Raw genomic sequence first — 19,100 nt, forward strand, 5'->3', positions numbered from 1 at the left:
ATGGCTTTTTTTATTTGTGCCTTTTTGCACTCCAATGCATCACGCTGACCGCAACAATTAAAATCACTGCAAAAAAGGTCATGATAATCAACTGCTGGTGATAATTCGTGGTTAAAGTTACAATCAGCGACAAGCCAAAAGACGAGCCAATTTGTTGGGCCATATTTAAAGTCCCCGAAGCAGCTCCTGCAATCTGCTCGTTGGTTCTCGCTACACTTGAAATCGTTAACGGTCCCATGATTAATCCTTGACCTAGACCGGTGAGCACCAATGGAAGTAAAAGACCGATCACGTAACCATTTTGAACGGGCAGGAAAATTCCAATAAACATTCCGGAAGCAAAAATTACCGCACCAATCAAGGATAAAAATGTATGATCCCATTTTTGCGCCAATTTATTCACCATTGAGGCCGTTAGAAACTGCAAAAGCATTTGGGGCAAAAATCCAAATGCCGCCATTAACGGAGTCCAATTAAGCACTTGTTGCATTACTTGAGGCGTCAAAAACAAATAAGAAGTCATCGCCGCCGTATCAGTAAATCTTGCCAGATAAGCGCTAGTTCGCTCTGAATCTGCGAATAAGCTTAAAGGCATCAGCGGATGAGCAGTTCGTTTTTCCTGGAACAAAAACAAAATCAAGAAAATTACCGCAGCGATTAAGAACCAAACTCCCTGTGCTTTGAGATTAATTCCCGCAATCAGCGAGGTTAGGCCCAAAACCGAAAGAAGCGTGCCGCCCCAATCCATTTTCTGACTTACCGTTTTACTTTGAGGAATTTTCAAGGACGTCAAAACCGCCAGAACCAATCCGAGCGGAAAGTTTAAGAAAAATCCCCAACGCCAAGAGGCATAACTGGCAATTAAGCCGCCAATTACCAAACCGACACTAGCTCCAATCCCAGTAGTGGCGCCGTAATAAGCAATCGCCTGACTCCGCCTTTTGCCTTGATAATTGTCCATCAACAAAGCAAGCGTCGTTGGGGCTAAAATTGCTGATCCTAAACCTTGAGCTGCCCGAGCAGCAATAATCATTGGCCCGCTTTGAGCCAGACCAACTAATAACGAACAAATACTAAAAATAGAAATTCCAATTAGAAAAATTCTTTTTCGCCCGAAAATATCGCCCATCCGGCCACCAAAGATAATGAATCCGCCGAATGTTAAAGCGTAAGCATTGGAAACCCAAGCGGTCATTTGCGAATCCAAATGTAACTCTTGCGCAATTTTCAAACTGCTCGTAAAAACTATCGAATTATCCAACAAGATTAAAAAATAACTAACCAAAATAATTGGTAAAATAATTCCAAATTTCTTTTCTTTCAAACTTTTACTCCTTTTTTTATTAAAAGGCTCAACGCCTTTTCTAATACCTTAATGGCTTAGAGAAAGTTTGAAAATTACTTAATCGGAATTGTAGTATGTTTTAAACGCATGCAAAAATATATCAAAAAAGCCTCCCGAAAGAGGCCAATTTTATAGGTCATTGCCATTAGAACGAATAACTTTTTGATACCAAGCAAAAGAATCTTTACGATACCGATCAAAGGTGCCATGTCCCTGATCGTCTTCATCAACATAAATGACGCCGTAGCGTTTTGACATCTGCGAAGTCGAAGCGCTGACCAGGTCAATAATCCCCCAAATTAGATAACCCATAACTTCAACTCCTTGGTCAACAGCTTTTCCAACTTCTTGAATGTGTTTACTCAGATAAGAAATCCGGTATGGATCGTGAATCGTTTGATCTTTTTCCAATTGATCCTGCGCCCCTAAGCCATTTTCGACGATAAAAAGCGGTAATTGATAACGATCGTACAACTCCAGTAAAGAAATTCTAATTCCAACAGGATCAATAGCCCAACCCCATTGCGAAGTTTCTAAATAAGGATTTTTGCCACCTTCAACAGTATTACCGCTTGTCATTTCAAGACCAGTCTCATCGGCCGCCGCAACCAAAGACATGTAGTAACTTAAAGAAATGAAATCGACTGTATTGGCAGCCAGAATCTGCAAATCATCTGGCTCCATGACTAATTTGATATTCTCTTTGGCAAAGTAATTCAAAATGAGTTTTGGATACTCGCCTTTTGCCTGAACGTCGGCACAGAAATAATTCATCGTATTTTTGTTAAAAGCAGCCAGTACATCTTCTGGACGACAAGTACTTGGGTAAGTTGTAATTTTAGTTAACATACAACCAACTTGGCTGTCAGGGATTAACTCGTGAGCTAATTTGGTAACCAAAGAAGAAGCTACAAATTGATGATGCAAAGCTTGGAAAATATCCTGATTTAAATTTTCGCTGCGATCGGGAATAATTCCACCAGAAGTGAAAGGATGCCGCATGATGCTGTCAATCTCGTTAAAAGTAATCCAGTATTTCACCTCAGGAAAACTTTCAAAGCAGATCTTGGCAAATTTCACGAAGTAATCAATGACTTTGCGGGAAACCCAGCCTTGACCGTTGACACTTAGATTTAAAGGCATCTCATAGTGAGACAGCGTCACAATCGGCTCAATTCCTTGCTCCTTTAGCGAATTAATTACCTCTTGGTAGAACTTAATCCCTGACTCGTTCGGCTCGTCCTCATCGCCGTTTGGAAAAATTCGCGACCAAGCAATTGACATTCTAAAAGCGTTAACACCCAATTCACCCAACAATTTGATGTCTTCGGGATAGCGATGATAAAAATCTATCCCTCTTCTTTTGGGACGGAGCTGATCAGTTTGGTCCGCGAGCGCCGCATTCACATCGTCAGATGTGAATTGGACCTGTTTTTGATAATTTACGCTCTGATCTTTTCCAAGCGCAACGTCAGACACAGCGAGCCCACGTCCATCAACATCCCAGGCTCCTTCAATTTGATTGGCGGCAGTTGCTCCGCCCCACCAAAAATCTTTTTTAAATGTCACTTTTTTCTCCTTTAAAATCATTTGTCTAAAATCGCTAAACTCTCTTTAGCGGTTTTTAGTTTAAAAGTGTAGTCAGTGACTTTTTGCTTCTCAGCTTCCACTAATTCTTGCGGCGCCTGGGATACAAATTTCTCATTCCCTAATTTCTTTTCTGCCCGCGTAATTTCTGCAGTAAAAGTTTTGATTTGTTTTTGAAGTTTCGCCCTTTCGACGTCTAAGTCCACCAAATCTTCCAACGGGATATAAACTTTAGCATGGGCTATAATTCCGATTTTAGCAAGATCCGGAGCAGCAACTTCTGAACCAATTTGAAGCTCTTTTGGGTTAACCAAGCGTTTAATGTACGGCAAGTTGTCGTTAAAAATTTCTTTTAAAGAATCATCTTCCGTCTTAATTAAAACCTCAATTGACCTCGATAACGGTGCGCCTGCTTCAGCCCGAATTCCTCTAATCACAGTAATTAATTCGATTACTGCCTGCATTTGATGCTTGGATTTTTGATCCATCAATTTTGCATCGGCTTCAGGATATTTAGCGACTACTAACGATTTGCCGTCATGAGTTGGCATACTGAGCCAAATTTTTTCAGTCACAAAAGGCATCAGTGGATGAACTAAGCGCAAAATCTGATCTAAAACGTAAGCTAACATTTGTTTTGTAGCCAGACTGCGCTTTGAATCTTCGCCATTTAGATCGGCTTTGCTAATTTCTAAGTACCAATCGCAAAAATCATGCCAGATAAAATCATAAATAGCGCGACCAGTTTCGCCATAATTAAACTGATCTAATTGAGTATTTACTTGTTCAATTGTTTCGTTTAGTCGAGTCAAAATCCAGCGATCAGCTAACGTTTGATCCGATTTATCGGGTAATTCAATTTTATCGATACCCTCTAAATTCATGATTACAAAACGACTCGCGTTCCAAAGTTTATTAATGAAATTCCAAGCCGCGTCCATCTTTTGATAATCAAAGCGCATATCTTGGCCGAGAGCCGTTCCGGTGATCAAAAACCATCTAAGCGCGTCGGCACCATAATGATCGATAACTTCCATCGGATCAATTCCGTTACCGAGCGACTTACTCATCTTGCGTCCCTGTTCATCACGAATTAGCCCATGCAAAACCACGTTTTTAAACGGCTTTTGACCCGTGAATTCGTACGATTGGAAGATCATCCGGGCAACCCAAAATGGAATGATGTCATAACCGGTTACCAAAGTATCAGTTGGAAAATAGCGTTTATAATCTGGACTTTCTTCATCTGGCCAACCAAGCGTACTAAACGGCCACAAAGCGCTAGAAAACCACGTATCCAAAACATCAGGATCTTGGTCCCAGTTTTCCAGATCTTTTGGCGGTTCTTCTCCTACATAAACCTCACCCGTTTCACGATGATACCAAGCAGGAATCCGATGCCCCCACCATAATTGGCGCGAAATAACCCAATCGTGGATATTTTCAAGCCAATTGACATATTGCTGCTTAAATCGTTCAGGCCAAAATTCAACCTGATCTTGCGCCTTCAAAGCTTGCTTAGCAAGCGGCTCCATTTTTACAAACCATTGAGTTGAAAGACGGGCTTCAACTTGCACCTTCGTCCGCTCAGAATGACCCACCGAGTGAACGATCGGCTCTGTTTTCAGCAAATAACCTTGATCTGATAAATCTTTAGCAATTGCCTCACGAGCTTTAAACCGGTCCAACCCTTGATATTTACCGGCGTTTTCGTTCATTGTCGCATCTTCATTCATTGTGTTGATTCGCTTTAAATTATGACGATTTCCTACCAAGAAATCATTCGGGTCATGTGCAGGCGTAATTTTAACCAAACCGGTCCCAAATTCGGGATCGACGTACTCATCGGCAATGATCGGAATCTCTCGGTTAGCTAATGGCAGGAGAACTTTTTTGCCAACCAAATCAGAATATCTCTGATCATTTGGATTGACGGCAATTGCAGTATCCCCCATCATCGTCTCCGGCCGAGTTGTTGCAATTTCAATATAGTCTTTGCCATTAAATTTAACTCCATCAAGCAACGGATAGGAAACGTAATAAAAAGCTCCTGGATCATCTTGGTGAATTACTTCAATGTCCGAAAGTGCAGTCTTAGCCTCAGGATCCCAGTTAATAATATATTCGCCCCGATAAATTAAACCTTTTTTGTAAAGGTCGACGAACACTTTTTTGACTGCATCGGATAATCCTTGATCCAACGTGAAGCGTTCTCTAGAATAATCCAGCGAAAGACCAAGCTTTGCCCATTGGTCCTTAATGGTTGCAGCAAAATCATCTTTCCACTCCCAAACCTTTTCAATAAATTTCTCTCGCCCAAGATCATAGCGTGAGAGGCCCTGTTCACTGAGCTTGGCTTCGACTTTAATTTGCGTTGCAATCCCCGCATGATCCATCCCTGGTAACCACAAAGTATCATAGCCTTGCATTCGCTTATGCCGAATTAAAATATCTTGTAAAGTCGTATCCCAAGCATGACCTAAATGTAATTTTCCTGTAACATTTGGTGGTGGAATTACGATTGAATACGGTTGAGCTTTTTCATCACCGCTCGGTTTAAAAAGATCTTCTGTCAACCATTCTTGATAACGACATTTTTCAACTTCTTTAGGATCATACTTCTTCGCCATTTCCTTCATTGTTTTTACCATCCTTTCTAAAAAAAATCCCGCCCTAAATTAATAGGGCGAGATTTCCGCGGTACCACCTAAATTGAGTTAATCCTCATCTTTACAAACCCATAACGAGGTCATCCGGTTTTACCTACTATCTTCAGCAAAACATCTCCCAAGCTACACGCCAAAAGTCCTGTGGACTGCCTCACACCGGCTACAGCCTCGCTGAACACTCAACTTTTCGCGCCTCTTGATCGTTGATTAGAACTTAATCTAACGCGTTAGGAGATCGATGTCAACTGTTTTTTGTTACCAAAAGATCTAAGAAAATAGTCAAAATCAGTAAATCTGCACTCCCGCCGAGACTAAGATGCTGCTGGGTAAAAACATCGTCTAAATTGCGCAAAAAAAGATAACCTTCCTCTGTCTGACTGCCTCCAAGCTCAAAGTATCTGCTAGCTTGCGCCTCGGCCCAATCAACGATTTCTAAATTTCCGGCCCGCTTAATTAAATTGCTGTCTTTTGTCGTCAAGACAATCTGCATTAAAGTGTCGATTAGCTGAGAATTGCGGCTTTGGTTGCTTTTAGTAAGCAAGAACGGCAAAGATTTTTTAAAAACAACAGGAAATCCTGCCTCTGCTTCACCTCTTGAACCCGTTAAGCCATATTTTTTGTATTCTAATTCGCCTGCCGTTAACTCATCAAGTGGCTTTTGATCAAGATTACGAAAATCATTTTTGGTTAATCCTTTTAACATTACCTTAACAGTCTGAGCGATCTCATCTAGCTCTATACATCCCGTACTAGAGAGTGTGTACGCGCTAGCAGTCAACAAAATTCCTAACGAAAAAATGGCTCCCTTATGTGTATTGATTCCATTCGTCGCCTTAAACATTGTTTGTTCAGCTTTAATTCCCGCTAAGCGAACTTGCTGAAAAAGTTTTGGCAAATTTGCAGCGGTAAAATTATTTGCCAGTTCGGTGATTTCCTCAAAGTAAGCACGCAAGCTCACAGCACTTGCTACAAAAGTAAAGACATCCATATCCGGATGTGATCCGTGATTAAGCGGGTCAACTAACCCCGGTTTAGGATAAACCATCACCTCATCAATTAAAGCCTGCTCTGCTAATTCTGGTAACAATTCGATTTTCATTAAAATATCCTCATTAACTTTCTTTCAAAAATATAATCGATTAAACTTAGCTAAGCCACTTACCAAAAAATCTATTGTTTTTAATTTTTAAAATAAAACGCTTGATTTTTTAATATTCCAATTATGTTAAAATAAAATCTATCACTTTACATAGGAGATGAACAAAATTGTCTGAAAAAGATCATCAAGACCTCTTAATTGGTATTGCACAGGGGTTCTATTATTCACGCAGTTCAATTAGCGAACTAGCCAAAAAATTTAACACTTCTCGTTATTACGTCGAGAAATACCTCGATGAAGCCACTAATTCTGGATTAGTTAATATTTCAATCCAAGCACCTGTCGAGCGACAACGGGAGATGGAAACACAATTTCAAAAAGTTTTTCCAAACCACAACATCACAATCATCAAGGATACTCCTAATCAAACTGAAGCAATTAGAAACGTCTTTTTATATTCGGCCCGCGAAATCCAACACTCGATTCAAGATAATCAAATTATCGGACTTTCTTGGGGGGAAACAATGTATGATTTAATTCAACACTTTTCATCTCAAGATCGACCTGACCTCACTTTCATTCAAATCATGGGCGAAAACATGAAGTATGAATCCAAAGCAGGTTCAACACGGATGGTCGAAATGGCCGCTAATCGACTTGGAGCAAAATATCACACCATTGTAGCACCTCTTTATGTTTTTGATCCAAAAACTCGTAATTTATTGGCTAAGGAGCCTGCAATTGCTCCAACTTTAGATTTGGGTGACAAAGTAGATCAAATTATTTGTAGTGTTGGAACATTTGAATCAATTGATGCGATTCCAATCTGGCAAGAACAGCAATCCAAAATCATTGCTCCAAAACAGAAAAATAAAGTAGCCGGTTTTCTATTTGGGCGACCTTATGATCAACAAGGTCATTTTATCGACGAACCTAACGTCCCCGTATTTAGTATCCCGATTGACCAAATTATGGCTACAAATAGAAGAGTAGCTGTAGTCGCAGACAAACTCAAAACCGAAGCAACACTTGGTGCAATCCGAGGCAATTTGCTAAACACTTTATATCTAAGTGAATCGGTTGCCAGCAAAATCATTTCAATCGCTGATGAATTCAAATGATTTCCCCTAATAGCGCTTAAATTTATAAAAAACTGCAATAACTCAAATAGTTACTGCAGTTTTTTTGGATATCAGCTATCAACTTAAAAAGCGAAAAATAATATCCAAGATCGTCGAATATGATTTTACAAATAAGGAAATAATTTTCATAAAATATTATTTGTCCCAATAAAAATCTTTGCATTAAATCTCTGGCATTCTTTAAAATTAGGGCAAGAAAAAAAGCACTGCCGTGTGCTTTGAGCGATGCAAGCTTTTTTTACTAAAATTCAAATCTCAGATTACGATTTACTTTTTAAATTCTTCTCTCTTTTTAGTAATCAAATCTTCGATTGAATCAAGATCTTCAGAGCTACTTTCTTTGATCAATAAAGAAATCAAATTAGTAATGCTCTTTTTTGAGAATTGTGATGATAAATAATCTTCCTCAGTCAATAATGGTGAATACTTACGGGTCAAAACCGTTCCACTATATCCAATCTCTGCAGTTTTGATCAATTTATTGCGTAGCAACTTTCTCAAAACTGCTTGAATTGTATTAAGACTGATTGTTGAATTCTTATCATATACCTCTTTTGCAGAAAGGGGTGCCTTTTCATCCCACAATACATGCATGATATCCAACTCTCTTTTAGTAAATTTTAACTTATCCAAACTATGTCCTCCTGAATTATTTTAAAGTGTGTCCACTTCCCTATAAGTATATAATATATCTAAAATTTATTCATTGTCTTTTTCTTGAAAAATAGATTACAAACCATGCGAAATTCAATCAACGAGTTAAAAATCATTCGTAAAGTAAAAAATTTTCAAAAATTGGGATAAACAAGAAAGAATTCATGAAAACTAACAACCGAAAAGAAAAATTCTTGTTTCGCTGCTGTCTTAAGTTGAGAAAATTCAAGATAAAATAGCTAATCTTAGTTTACTAATTCCGATTTTAATTTAGGTAAAATACTTTTTGAAGCAGATAATAGTCAAAGCTCTCAGATGAAGTTAAATTTCAGATTCCTATCACAATCATCAAATTAATTTCATCCTGTATTCGGTAGTATATCACTTAATCAATTTTAATACTATCCATTATCTTAATGATTTATCTATTAAACTAATAACTAGCTTATCTCGTTAAATTATCGAGACGTCAGAGGCTTGATTTTAAAGCATTTGTTATCAATACAGCAAAAAAGTAAATTTTTATTTAAGTTTCTGAAACGAAAAAAAATCCTAAATTTAATAAGCGATGAACACCAAAAATTTTAAGACCTCCGCATCTGTCCCCACTTTTCACCAGCTAAATCAAAAAAAATTTGTTGTTGATTTTTCGAACAATTGTTCGTATAATAACTAAAACAACGGGGGAAAACGAATGACATACAATTTAAAGAGCGTCACCATTAGAGCGAACAATGATCGAATGACCGAGATCGATGAATTATGGCAAGATATCATGACTGGTAAAATTCCGTTGTTGTTCGATCAATCGCAAGAGATCCGAAAAGGCATCTTTCCGATCGCCCGCTACAGCAATTATGAAAGCGACGAAACCGGAGATTATGATCTGAGCATCATGGCTGTCACACCTGAATTCATCTCCCAATTGGACGATGATAAATACCAAAAATATGATGTGGTAGCTGAAAATATTGGTGAATGTGCCAAGCAGGCCTGGACTGCCGTCTGGCAAGACAGTCAAAAGGGCGTAATTAAGCGCAGCTTCACTCAAGATTACGAGGTCAGTCTAACTCCTCAAACCAGTGGAGACGGCCAATTCCATTGTTTATTATTTATTGCAGTAAAGTAAAAAAGAATCAAAGCTCATGCTCGATTCTTTTTTATTTGGATTTATGCAAAACTATGCCACGGTAAATCAGAACGGTAATTAGATAATAAATGACGTAAAGAACGAAGAATATTGCAAAAGGAACCATTAGATTAGCGTAGGGATTAAGAAGAAGCTGAGCTTCTTTAAACATTTTAAGTCCGAATAGAACGTGAATTACTCCTAGAATTCCAGGCAATAAGAAAATTGTCCCAATTTCTTGGGCAATTGAACTTTTAAGCAAAACTCTACGAACTCCTAACTGATCAAGCCTTCGGTAACGCAAGCCATCTGCAGGTGCACTTGCGAGAATTTTAAACATCAAAATTGATGCCAACATCGCCAGAAATGCCAAACCTAAAAACAATCCAATAAATTCAAAACCAGCAGAATATCCATTGAGATCTTGATAGTAATCGTACTTCTGCCCCATTTTGTAAATTAAGTTTTTTCTGGACCCAATTTTTTTGTTATCAGCCTGGACTAATGGTTTCAATGAATGAAAATCGCGTTTAAAATTCTGCATTTTATAAAGCCTGATTTCATGTTCAGTTCCCTTAATTCGCTCGTAGCGAGTTTTACTTACTGGCACGATGTCTCGGTCTCGAAATTGTTCAGGAACATAAGACATAATCGCAGTATTAAACAAGAAAGAATCCTTTTCTAGCAATTTTGCTCCATCAATTTTTTCTTTTTGATTTTTCATGTAATTGATTCCAAAATATGGATTTTGGTCAAAGTCACCCGCATTCCAAACAACTTTATCAGAAACTTTATAGTGATAAATGGAAACGCCTTTCATTTTAATTTTAGCTACTTCTTTTAAATCTTGCGCTTTCGGGTCATGAAGCAATAAATCGTAATAAACACTTGTGTCGACTTCATTAATCACCTCTTCATTGAAACTCAGGCCGGTCGTAATTGCACCCAAAGACAAAGCGAAAAGTAACGTTACCATGGATAAAAGTCGCGTAAAATCACGCAGTCGAAAACTTAGCTGGCCTAAAGTGAAACTATGAATTTTCTTAAACCGAAAACGATCAGAATTTCGCAAACCCTGAACAATCCCTAAAAAGAGCGCATCAAAAGAAAAATAAGTTCCAAGAATAATTGTTATAAGAGAAATAATTAAACAAAGAATTACCCCGGTAAAAAGCTCAAATGGCGGATGTTTGATCCGCGACATCGTCCAATAGCCAATTGCAAGCAAACCAACTCCGCTAATCGATTCAATTAACCACAAAATTGAATTCTTTTTAAGTGCGCGCGGCGTCTCAGGTTGATTGATTAACTGAAGAATTGGTTTTTTGACTAATTTTGCCGCATTTATGAACGCCGCAAGAGCAAACACGATGAGAAAAAAGATTCCTGTTATCATCAAGGCTGAGGTGGAGAAAAAGTTCAGATTAGAAAACGACAGGTCCAACTGTTTGACGATCCATTCTCCTACTAGCATTGTTAGGCCCAGCCCCAAAAGAATTCCAACCGCAACAGCAAAAGTTCCAATTAATAAAGTTTCACAAAAAATCAAAAGCCCAATTTTTTTCGATCTAGCCCCAAGCATCATGTACATCGCGTAAACTTTCTGGCGCATCGATAGCAAAAATGAATTTGCATAAAAGATATATACCAAAATTATGAGTCCCAGCAGAAACGATCCCAAATAAGAAGTGTAGACAACTGTGTTAAAGTTCAAATGCAAATTTGACTTCAAAAACGCGCGATTTGTGGCAACGGCCTGAAACATATAAAAGACTGCGGAAGCGATCATCAAACCGGAAAATAGTACCAAATAATCTCTTAAATGGCTTTTAATTCCTTTGAGTGCTAATTTAATTGTCATAATGCCCCCTATTCTGCACTCAAAACCGATAAAATTGACTGATAAAAAACTGATCTTGCTTGCAACTCTTTATTAAGCTCTTGCCCAATCTCCCCGTCTTTAATAAACAGAATACGCGAGCAATAACTTGCTGCCACGGGATCATGAGTCACCAACAGAATTGTAATTTGTTCACTTTCATTTAGAGAGCTCATGGTATTTAAAAGTTCATGGGCGCTATGCGAATCCAGGGCGCCCGTTGGTTCGTCGCCAAATAAAATCGCTGGATGAGTTATTAGGGCCCGGGCTGCGGCTACGCGCTGTTTTTGCCCGCCCGAAATTTCCGTTGAATATTTGTTTAAAATATCCTCAATCTCAAGTTTTTCGGCAATATGGTTCACGCGCTCTTTAATTTGAGAGCTATTAACTGACTGCAATGATAACGGTAAAGCAATATTCTCCCTTGCCGTCATATTTTCCAACAAATTAAAATCTTGAAAAATAAAACCGACTTGTTTAGCTCGAAAGTCAGCTAAATCATTACCCTTGAGCTTAGTAACGTCTTCACCATTTACTAAAACTGAGCCAGCAGTGGGCTGATCAATGGTCGATAAAACATTAAGTAAAGTGGACTTCCCAGAACCTGAAGCACCCATGATACCCACAAATTCACCCTGTTTTACTTCAAAATTAACATTTTTTAGCGCGATCGTTAACTCGCCCTTTGATTTTCCGTAGATTTTACGAAGATTTTCGACTTCAACAACGTTTGACATTTTTGTTCCTCCTTAAGCTTATGAAGGTAACGAACAAAATGACAAAAAGTAACGCTTCATTCTCTACGAATGGCTCTTCTTGTAACAATTCTATAATATACATTGGTTGTAAGTTTATAAATCATAATGTAAAAAAGTGCAAAAATCAGCAAAACACAAAAAGTAACAATGATTAAATTTTTTTGATCGTGAAAACCAAAAAGCGTAATAATGCGCTGAAGCATCGGCAAAGAAACTGCTAAGTGAACAGAAGCTGCAACAAGCGGCAGATAGAAGACTAATAACAATTGACTGTTAATGGTTTTTCTAATTTCTTTGCGAGCTAGACCGACTCTTTCAAGCGTTTGATAACGTTTAGCATCTGCATACCCTTCACTTAATTGTTTATAATAAAGAATTAATACTGTTGCTAAAACAAATGCGAAACTCATTAAACAGCCAACAAACAAAGCTCCACTTATAAGCGAATTGGCACTTTTTGCTACCACCGGTTTTGAAAGAACGCCTAAATTGCTTGGAAGCGACCGATAAAGCGCCATTTTTTGCTTGTATGTACCATTAAGTGTCAAAAAATTCATCGTGACTAAGCCAATATCCTTAGATTTTATCCCGAAAGTTGCCTCCATCTCTTTTTTCATAATATTTTCATTAGCGAAAACCAGATATACAATGGTCGGATCGATCACTTCATTAAGTGCGTTTTGTCTGAAAACTTCTTTAACTCGATAATTATTACTGCCAATTTTTAGCTCCTTAAAAGGATATCCTGATTGTTTACAAATTATGATCTCATTAGGGCGGAGTTGTAATTTTCGACTTTTGAATTCATTAAAACTTTTGATTGTAGTGGCTTCAACTGCATAGTTGTTTCTTGATTCTTTTCTTAGACTGTTGCCTACCAATTCTGCCTTAAATCCCTGCGTAGTCGTAAAACGACGCAACTTTCCTAGGCGAATTCCAAATTTAGCTGCATTATTCTCAATTAACGGTCGGAAATCATTATTGGAAGTTGTCGTAAATTTGAGGTCATCTGGACTAATCGAGTTAACAACTTGATCGGAGCCAGAAAAAAAAGTTATGGTCGTAGATAACGTCATCATTGTCATTGTGAGCAAAATCGTGATGGAAGCTAGCCCTGCTCCATTTTGCTTTAAACGCGTAAGTAAATTTCCAAGTCCCACAAAATGAATTGGCTGATAATAATAGCGAGGTATCCGTCTTAGAAGTTTTAAAACGAAAATACTTCCTGCCATAAAAAGAAAATACGTCCCAATAATTACTAGCAAAACTGCCAAGAAAAAGTAAATTAAAGCTCTAAAAGGATTTTTTAACGTAAGGGCTAAATAATATCCGCTCCCTAAACTTAGTGTCCCTAAAATTAATAAAAACCAGCGAATCCGCGGTTCAATTTCATTAGAATTGGCAGCACGAACCAATTGAATCGGATTATGACGTTTTAACCAAATAAAGTCCAAAATCATCAAAAAAGCGAAAATTATGACCATCATAATTGAAGCAATCTCAAACGCTTTAAAATTAAGACCAAAGGCTGTATTGCTAGGAAGATTCAACATCCGGGCTAAAATCAAATAACCTAAACGCGAAAAACCGACACTTGTGACAATCCCTGTCAAAAGAGTTGTTAAAAGGCATAATAAATTCTCCAAGCCTAACATTTTAGCGATTTCACCCTTGCTAAAACCAATCACGCTAAAAAGTCCTAATTGCTGGATCCGTTGCCGTAAAATAAATGAATTAGCATAGCACGCCAAAATCAAAGTCATCAGCATTGTTACTGAACTGCTTAATCCAAAAACAATTTCACCTGTATGATTACCAAGATTTTTAAAAAGTTTAGATCCCATCAAAGCAATATTAAGCATAACAATACTGACCATCATCATAAAACTCATAGCGATGACAAACGGCAAATAAATGTATTCGTGTTGGCGCAAATTATTGCGTGCTAAAGTTAAGTAGAATTTCATTGTAACTGAATTTTAACAGAGTTTACTTCTCTAACAAATCAGCCATCAAGCTTAATTTTTTTGATTTTTTTTAGAAAACTACCCCCAACTACTATGTTTTTATTAGTATCTAGTGGTAAACTTAAAGGCAAAACGATTAAAATTATTAAGGGAACTGCAAATTTGAATTACTCGATCTATGTTTTAGAAGGTTTTATTATTTTTTTTAGTGCGATTTTGTTAACCGGAAGTTTTATCGGTTCTTTTAAAAAAATGACCCGCCTGCAGAAGTTTTGTTTATTTTTGGTTTTTATTTGTTCGCTTTTACCATTCATCACTGGAATGCTTCCGTTAATTAAAAAATTTTTATAATAAAAAGAGGCTGTGACATAAGTTACAAAAATCGGTCATCCATGCGATTATAATCTAAGTTTAAAGAAAAACGCTGATGAAAAAACGAGATCAGGAACGATTTCGATTTCATCAGCGTTATTTTATTTTTGAGAGACAGTTATGTCACAGCCTCTTTTTTTAAGGTGTAGCTCCAACTAAAGTCCAGGTTAGTTTCGCACCGTACGAACGCCCGTTAACTCGGCTATCCGGTCGAAGACGAGAGATTACCAATTTTTGATCTGAGTTAATAAGTCCATTACCCGTTAAAATGTCAAAATCATGGTTGCCCGTTCCCTGACTAATTGTATTCGAAGTTTCTACCAAATCTGTAAATATATTACTCGACTGATCTAGCAAACCTAAATCAATCAAATCGGTTGGAATTATAGCATTCCCTGGATTAGTCTCTTGAAATTTAGAAGCCTGAACTGATACTGACCACTGGGGACTTTGATCAACTCGATCATCAAGAACTTTAACTAAATAATTCTGGGTATCTTTTGAGTTTAAATATCCAGTGTTATAAGAGCCGTAGCGACCAAAATTAAGCGCAGTCGGATTATTTGAAGAATCATGTGGCATCTCAAATTTCAGAGAATCACTTCTCAACTCAATTGTGGCATCTTTACTAACTGTCGTTTCAGCTGGTGGCGTTGCACCCGTTGCAATGCTGTATTTAATATTATTAACTTTTTGCCCAAAAGCACTAGCATTATTAGTCATTTGGTCGCTAATATCAGTAGTCGTGCCATCAGAATTAATTCTTAATGCTCGCGCTCCGTTAGGATTTGCTGTCTTAACCCAATTCTGCCACTGGATATCAGTCCAATTGTCAGAGCCGCTTGGAATTTTATTAATTGCATTTGGGTTTTTTATTTCAATGAAAACTGGCGATGCAGAAATTGTGACCTGTCCCTTCACGACTGTCGTGTTACCAGATGGATCTTTAACATTAACATAAACGTCTTTAACTCCTGGCGTCTGCCAAAAAGCGTTATCAGAAGCTAGATTTTGCGCAGCAAACGTAAAAGTATAGTCATTGAGCTTAGTAAAAGCGTTGGAGTTAATGTCTGGGTGTAAATCACTCAAATGAGTTAGCCCTGTCACTAAATCTTGGGAAGTATCAACAAATCCCTTAGGATCCAACACTGGTTGATCAACAACGGTATAACGCATGGGTGCCTCTTTAGCAATTGGTTCAGTTCGATCAAGCACTGCTAAATTTGTCACATTGTAATTCCCAGCCTTAAAGGCAAAAGCCTGAATTCGACCATTTTCATCAGGTCTGGTATTTGTCAAATCATTTAGATCGCTTGCCATAAAAGTTTTTTGCACACCAGAAACTTTTGGTAAAGTCACCGTAAATGATCCATCAACAGCTGTCATCGCCGAGAACTTAGATTTTATATCAATACCTGAACTTGATAAATCACTCCACATTGAATCTGGCTCAACGGTATTAGAAAAAGGTTGATCTAAATCAACTAATCCTACTTCACTTGCTGCATCAGTGTTTTTGACGTGCCCGCTAAGCCGGACGTATGCTCCTTCCAATGGAATATAGTCGCCATTAGGGTCATTAATATTATCAGTAACTACTTTACCAGTAATTTGGTAAGAATTTGGATCGCTTACTGGTCCGTCAACTGGTTGGGAAGTAAAGTCTTTAAAATAAACAGTCGGAATGTAATGGAACATTACTCTTTGGAATTTATTCGTATTATAGTTGGTCCGCATATCTGCAATGTCGATTGGAAAAAGCGAGGAAGCCGTCGAATCAATATTTAAAAAACCTGCCGAATTATAGTCGGCTACAAAATTAAAAATTGACTGCCATAAGTAATCTTTTCCATCCGTATTATCGAAAGGATCTGGATTCACCCCAGATGATGCATGTCCTCGATTCCAAGCATAAACGTCCATATTTTGAACATGCATCTGGCCGGGATTCATTGAAATCAAATTGGTATTTGCTTGAGTTCCATTGTATTGGATATTAACCATCCTTGCCCGATTAAATTCAAAAGTAGCATTACTGCCAAGCTGAATCAAGGAGCGAGCGCCTGTATAAATTCCATCACCTTGTAAATCAAAAGTTCCAGGCTGAGCAACGCTTACTTTTGCGCTATTATCCATAAACAACACCGGTCGTGTGCTCATGTCTGCATTAGTCGATTTGATGTTAAACTTGCCCCATTTTCCCACAGTAAGAGCTGCTCCCGCACCTAAACCGACTGATCCGCTGCTTAAACCGGCTGAAGCAATTGGACCACTTTGAGTTCCATTAAGTGTTGCATAGTCGTCAACCTTTATATTCGGATTAAATCCCCCTTGGGGCGTTAAATTAATCAAGTCACGAGTGTAATTCGGATTATGTGTGATATTGTTTGAGTTTGTGTCACCACCAGAAGAAGTATTTTTAAACTCATAAGCGTTAACATTTAACACCGCATGGGGATGAACTTCTAACTCTCCACTCCATAACTGAATCGTTGCGCTATAGGAATATTCAATAACTGATCCTTGGTTTGTTGAAGATACATTTACCTCAGAATAATCCATCACATTAACATTACAAGGTTTCCCATCGTGAAGATAGTAACCCACAACGAAAGCACCATCAGTTGGTGTAAAACCGTCAAACTTCGTATTGTAAGCAAAAGTTACGTTGTAGCTCTCCATAATTTGCTGGCAATAATATGTCTCCGTCGAACCCGCAGGAGCATTTGTTGGTAGATGCCCGTAAGCGTAAGTCATTTTGCCTGGCTGAGCATTGTCATAAATTAGACCATTACTGTTTGTCGCACCACTGCTTACTGGTTGCAAAGTTTGATAAGAGATAGACGGCTTAATATCATTGTATCCAGTAAAAATTATATCTGTATAATATGAAGCTGCTAATTGAGAACCGTGATATTGAATATTACGATAAACAACAGTTTTGTCTACTGTATTCCCAACCGCCGAACCAGGGCCAAAATAATCTGTCCCTTGCAAAATTATATTATTAAAAACAAACTTAGATTTAAAATAATTACTGTTTAGATCGATTCGAGCCGCGTTATAAGAACCGTTAAAATCCAAAGTGTGTTTAGTACTTGTCGGATCTCTCGGATCAATTCCATCAATCACAATATTACGATTAGGAACGTAATTTCCTGTCATACCAACTAAATTAGTAAAGCTTTGATAGCCATTAACTGTGGTTCCATAAGTAAAAACGATATCTTTAGTTAGGACAATATGAGTAATATTGACTTGCGCAACTGCACCAGACCCATCTCCAGCAAATATTGGATAGGCATCACTGGATTTGTATGCTCCTTTTCGACCCCAAAGTGCATTTAAAAGTTCATCTGGCGTTGATACATACGCAGTTTCACCTTCTAATTTATACCTTTGAATCTGACCATAAACATCGCCATCAGTTAAACGCTGCTTAATTTGAGCATCAGTTTCTGGTTGAGTCTTGACTCTAAACTTTGCAATATTAGCTGGATCATCAGGATCTGGTGTATCATATTGAGTTCTCGGGTCATCGGTTGCGCTACTAAAAACATTAGGTAAAATCTCTTTACCATAGAAAGGCGCATAAATATCACCTTTATTAGTACTAGCGGGTGATAAGTCAACCAAATTTGGATTAATATTCCCAACCGCTTTCACTTTTAAACTTGGGATAATTATTATTGAAAACAATATCACAATTTTTAAAAGCATTAATCTTAAGTTCTGTTTTTTGATAATCATATAGTTCATCTTCCCCACATAAATGCAAAATCCGGCAAAAAAGTCCTTTCCAGATCTTTCTAAAAATTAAAAAAGTAATATAAAGAAACCATTAATTAAAATGATTTTTTTGAATTATTTAGTTAAGAAACTTGCCTCTAATTAGTGCAAGCCAATCGAAATGTGTAAGCGTTCTAGTTAATTGTCCACTAATGTCGAACAAACACTAGTTCAGACGTAAATAACACTTGAAAGAAATTTATACTTTAAATTTCAATAAAAGTTTTTCGTTCTATTCTTAATTATTTGCAATCAAAGAGAAATTGAATTTAGCTCGTCAAGTCAATCAATTTGATGAAACAAATGAAATTATTTTTGATATTCAGTTTTTCTTTAAACAAATACAAAAATTATAGATAGACGGATTTCAACTATTCAGCAAGTTGAAATTTGTTACAAACTTTTTAGGTTAAAATAAATTCCAAAAATGTGTATCTCCTGTTTTAATGCGATTATTCGCTGTCAAAACATTCGACAGATTTTCCTTACGGATGATACGCTTACTAAATGATAGTATAATCATATAGGTTATAAATTATAGCACAGGTTATTAGATTTGAAATAAAATTTCCTTTTTCGCAATATGTATAATTATAATTGCAAAACAACGCTTCATATTTGTAGTTACTTGAGCAGCTAGGCTTTTTAATAAAATTCTTTTTAATAAAAAAACTTATGTTTTTTTTCTTGAAATTTTTTTTGAAAAGTTG

General features: G+C 37.4%; 11 protein-coding genes and 1 other annotated feature. Of the genes, 2 read left to right on the top strand and 9 right to left on the bottom strand.

What is annotated here, in order from left to right; genetic code table 11:
- Positions 1 to 10: 10 nt before the first annotated feature.
- The 4 genes from R8495_RS07715 to citG all read right to left on the bottom strand — a co-directional run bounded on the left by R8495_RS07715 (position 11) and on the right by citG (position 6,706).
- Positions 11 to 1,324: an MFS transporter gene (locus tag R8495_RS07715; RefSeq protein ID WP_317634897.1), complete on the bottom strand. Its 1,314-nt coding sequence runs from the start codon at positions 1,322 to 1,324 to the stop codon at positions 11 to 13.
- 150 nt (positions 1,325 to 1,474) lie between these two features.
- Positions 1,475 to 2,935, bottom strand: coding sequence for a glycoside hydrolase family 1 protein (locus R8495_RS07720; protein ID WP_317634898.1), 1,461 nt, complete (start codon positions 2,933 to 2,935; stop codon positions 1,475 to 1,477).
- Complete coding sequence (locus R8495_RS07725; protein WP_425613243.1) at positions 2,932 to 5,571, bottom strand: valine--tRNA ligase; 2,640 nt, start codon at positions 5,569 to 5,571, stop codon at positions 2,932 to 2,934. The genes R8495_RS07720 and R8495_RS07725 overlap by 4 nt, the downstream gene beginning before the upstream one ends.
- Positions 5,572 to 5,611: 40 nt before the next feature.
- Positions 5,612 to 5,814 (bottom strand) — a binding site (T-box leader).
- 28 nt (positions 5,815 to 5,842) lie between these two features.
- Positions 5,843 to 6,706, bottom strand: a complete 864-nt coding sequence (gene citG / locus R8495_RS07730; protein WP_317636617.1) for a triphosphoribosyl-dephospho-CoA synthase CitG — start codon at positions 6,704 to 6,706, stop codon at positions 5,843 to 5,845.
- Positions 6,707 to 6,867: 161 nt separating this feature from the next.
- On the opposite strand from citG, the gene R8495_RS07735 reads away from it, so the two are divergent.
- Positions 6,868 to 7,821, top strand: a complete 954-nt coding sequence (locus R8495_RS07735; RefSeq protein WP_317634900.1) for a sugar-binding transcriptional regulator — start codon at positions 6,868 to 6,870, stop codon at positions 7,819 to 7,821.
- A 288-nt stretch (positions 7,822 to 8,109) separates the two neighbouring features.
- Here the strand turns inward: R8495_RS07735 and R8495_RS07740 are convergent, their stop codons facing one another.
- A complete protein-coding gene (locus R8495_RS07740) occupies positions 8,110 to 8,475 on the bottom strand; it encodes a BlaI/MecI/CopY family transcriptional regulator (protein ID WP_317634901.1) in 366 nt (121 codons plus the stop codon).
- Between the two features lie 715 nt (positions 8,476 to 9,190).
- Between R8495_RS07740 and R8495_RS07745 the strand changes: the two genes are divergently transcribed.
- Positions 9,191 to 9,625: a hypothetical protein gene (locus tag R8495_RS07745; protein ID WP_317634902.1), complete on the top strand. Its 435-nt coding sequence runs from the start codon at positions 9,191 to 9,193 to the stop codon at positions 9,623 to 9,625.
- Between the two features lie 31 nt (positions 9,626 to 9,656).
- Here the strand turns inward: R8495_RS07745 and R8495_RS07750 are convergent, their stop codons facing one another.
- The 4 genes from R8495_RS07750 to R8495_RS07765 all read right to left on the bottom strand — a co-directional run bounded on the left by R8495_RS07750 (position 9,657) and on the right by R8495_RS07765 (position 18,360).
- Positions 9,657 to 11,486 (bottom strand): FtsX-like permease family protein, encoded by a 1,830-nt coding sequence (locus R8495_RS07750; protein WP_317634903.1) that lies wholly within the window; start codon positions 11,484 to 11,486, stop codon positions 9,657 to 9,659.
- A gap of 8 nt (positions 11,487 to 11,494) precedes the next feature.
- On the bottom strand, positions 11,495 to 12,241 hold the full coding sequence (locus tag R8495_RS07755; RefSeq protein WP_317634904.1) for an ABC transporter ATP-binding protein: 747 nt from the start codon (positions 12,239 to 12,241) through the stop codon (positions 11,495 to 11,497).
- 56 nt (positions 12,242 to 12,297) lie between these two features.
- Complete coding sequence (locus tag R8495_RS07760; RefSeq protein WP_317634905.1) at positions 12,298 to 14,229, bottom strand: FtsX-like permease family protein; 1,932 nt, start codon at positions 14,227 to 14,229, stop codon at positions 12,298 to 12,300.
- A gap of 510 nt (positions 14,230 to 14,739) precedes the next feature.
- On the bottom strand, positions 14,740 to 18,360 hold the full coding sequence (locus tag R8495_RS07765; RefSeq protein WP_317634906.1) for a pectate lyase-like adhesive domain-containing protein: 3,621 nt from the start codon (positions 18,358 to 18,360) through the stop codon (positions 14,740 to 14,742).
- Between the last annotated feature and the right edge of the window lie 740 nt (positions 18,361 to 19,100).

It is taken from the genome of Xylocopilactobacillus apicola (genome assembly GCF_033095985.1).
GTDB lineage: Bacteria > Bacillota > Bacilli > Lactobacillales > Lactobacillaceae > Xylocopilactobacillus > Xylocopilactobacillus apicola.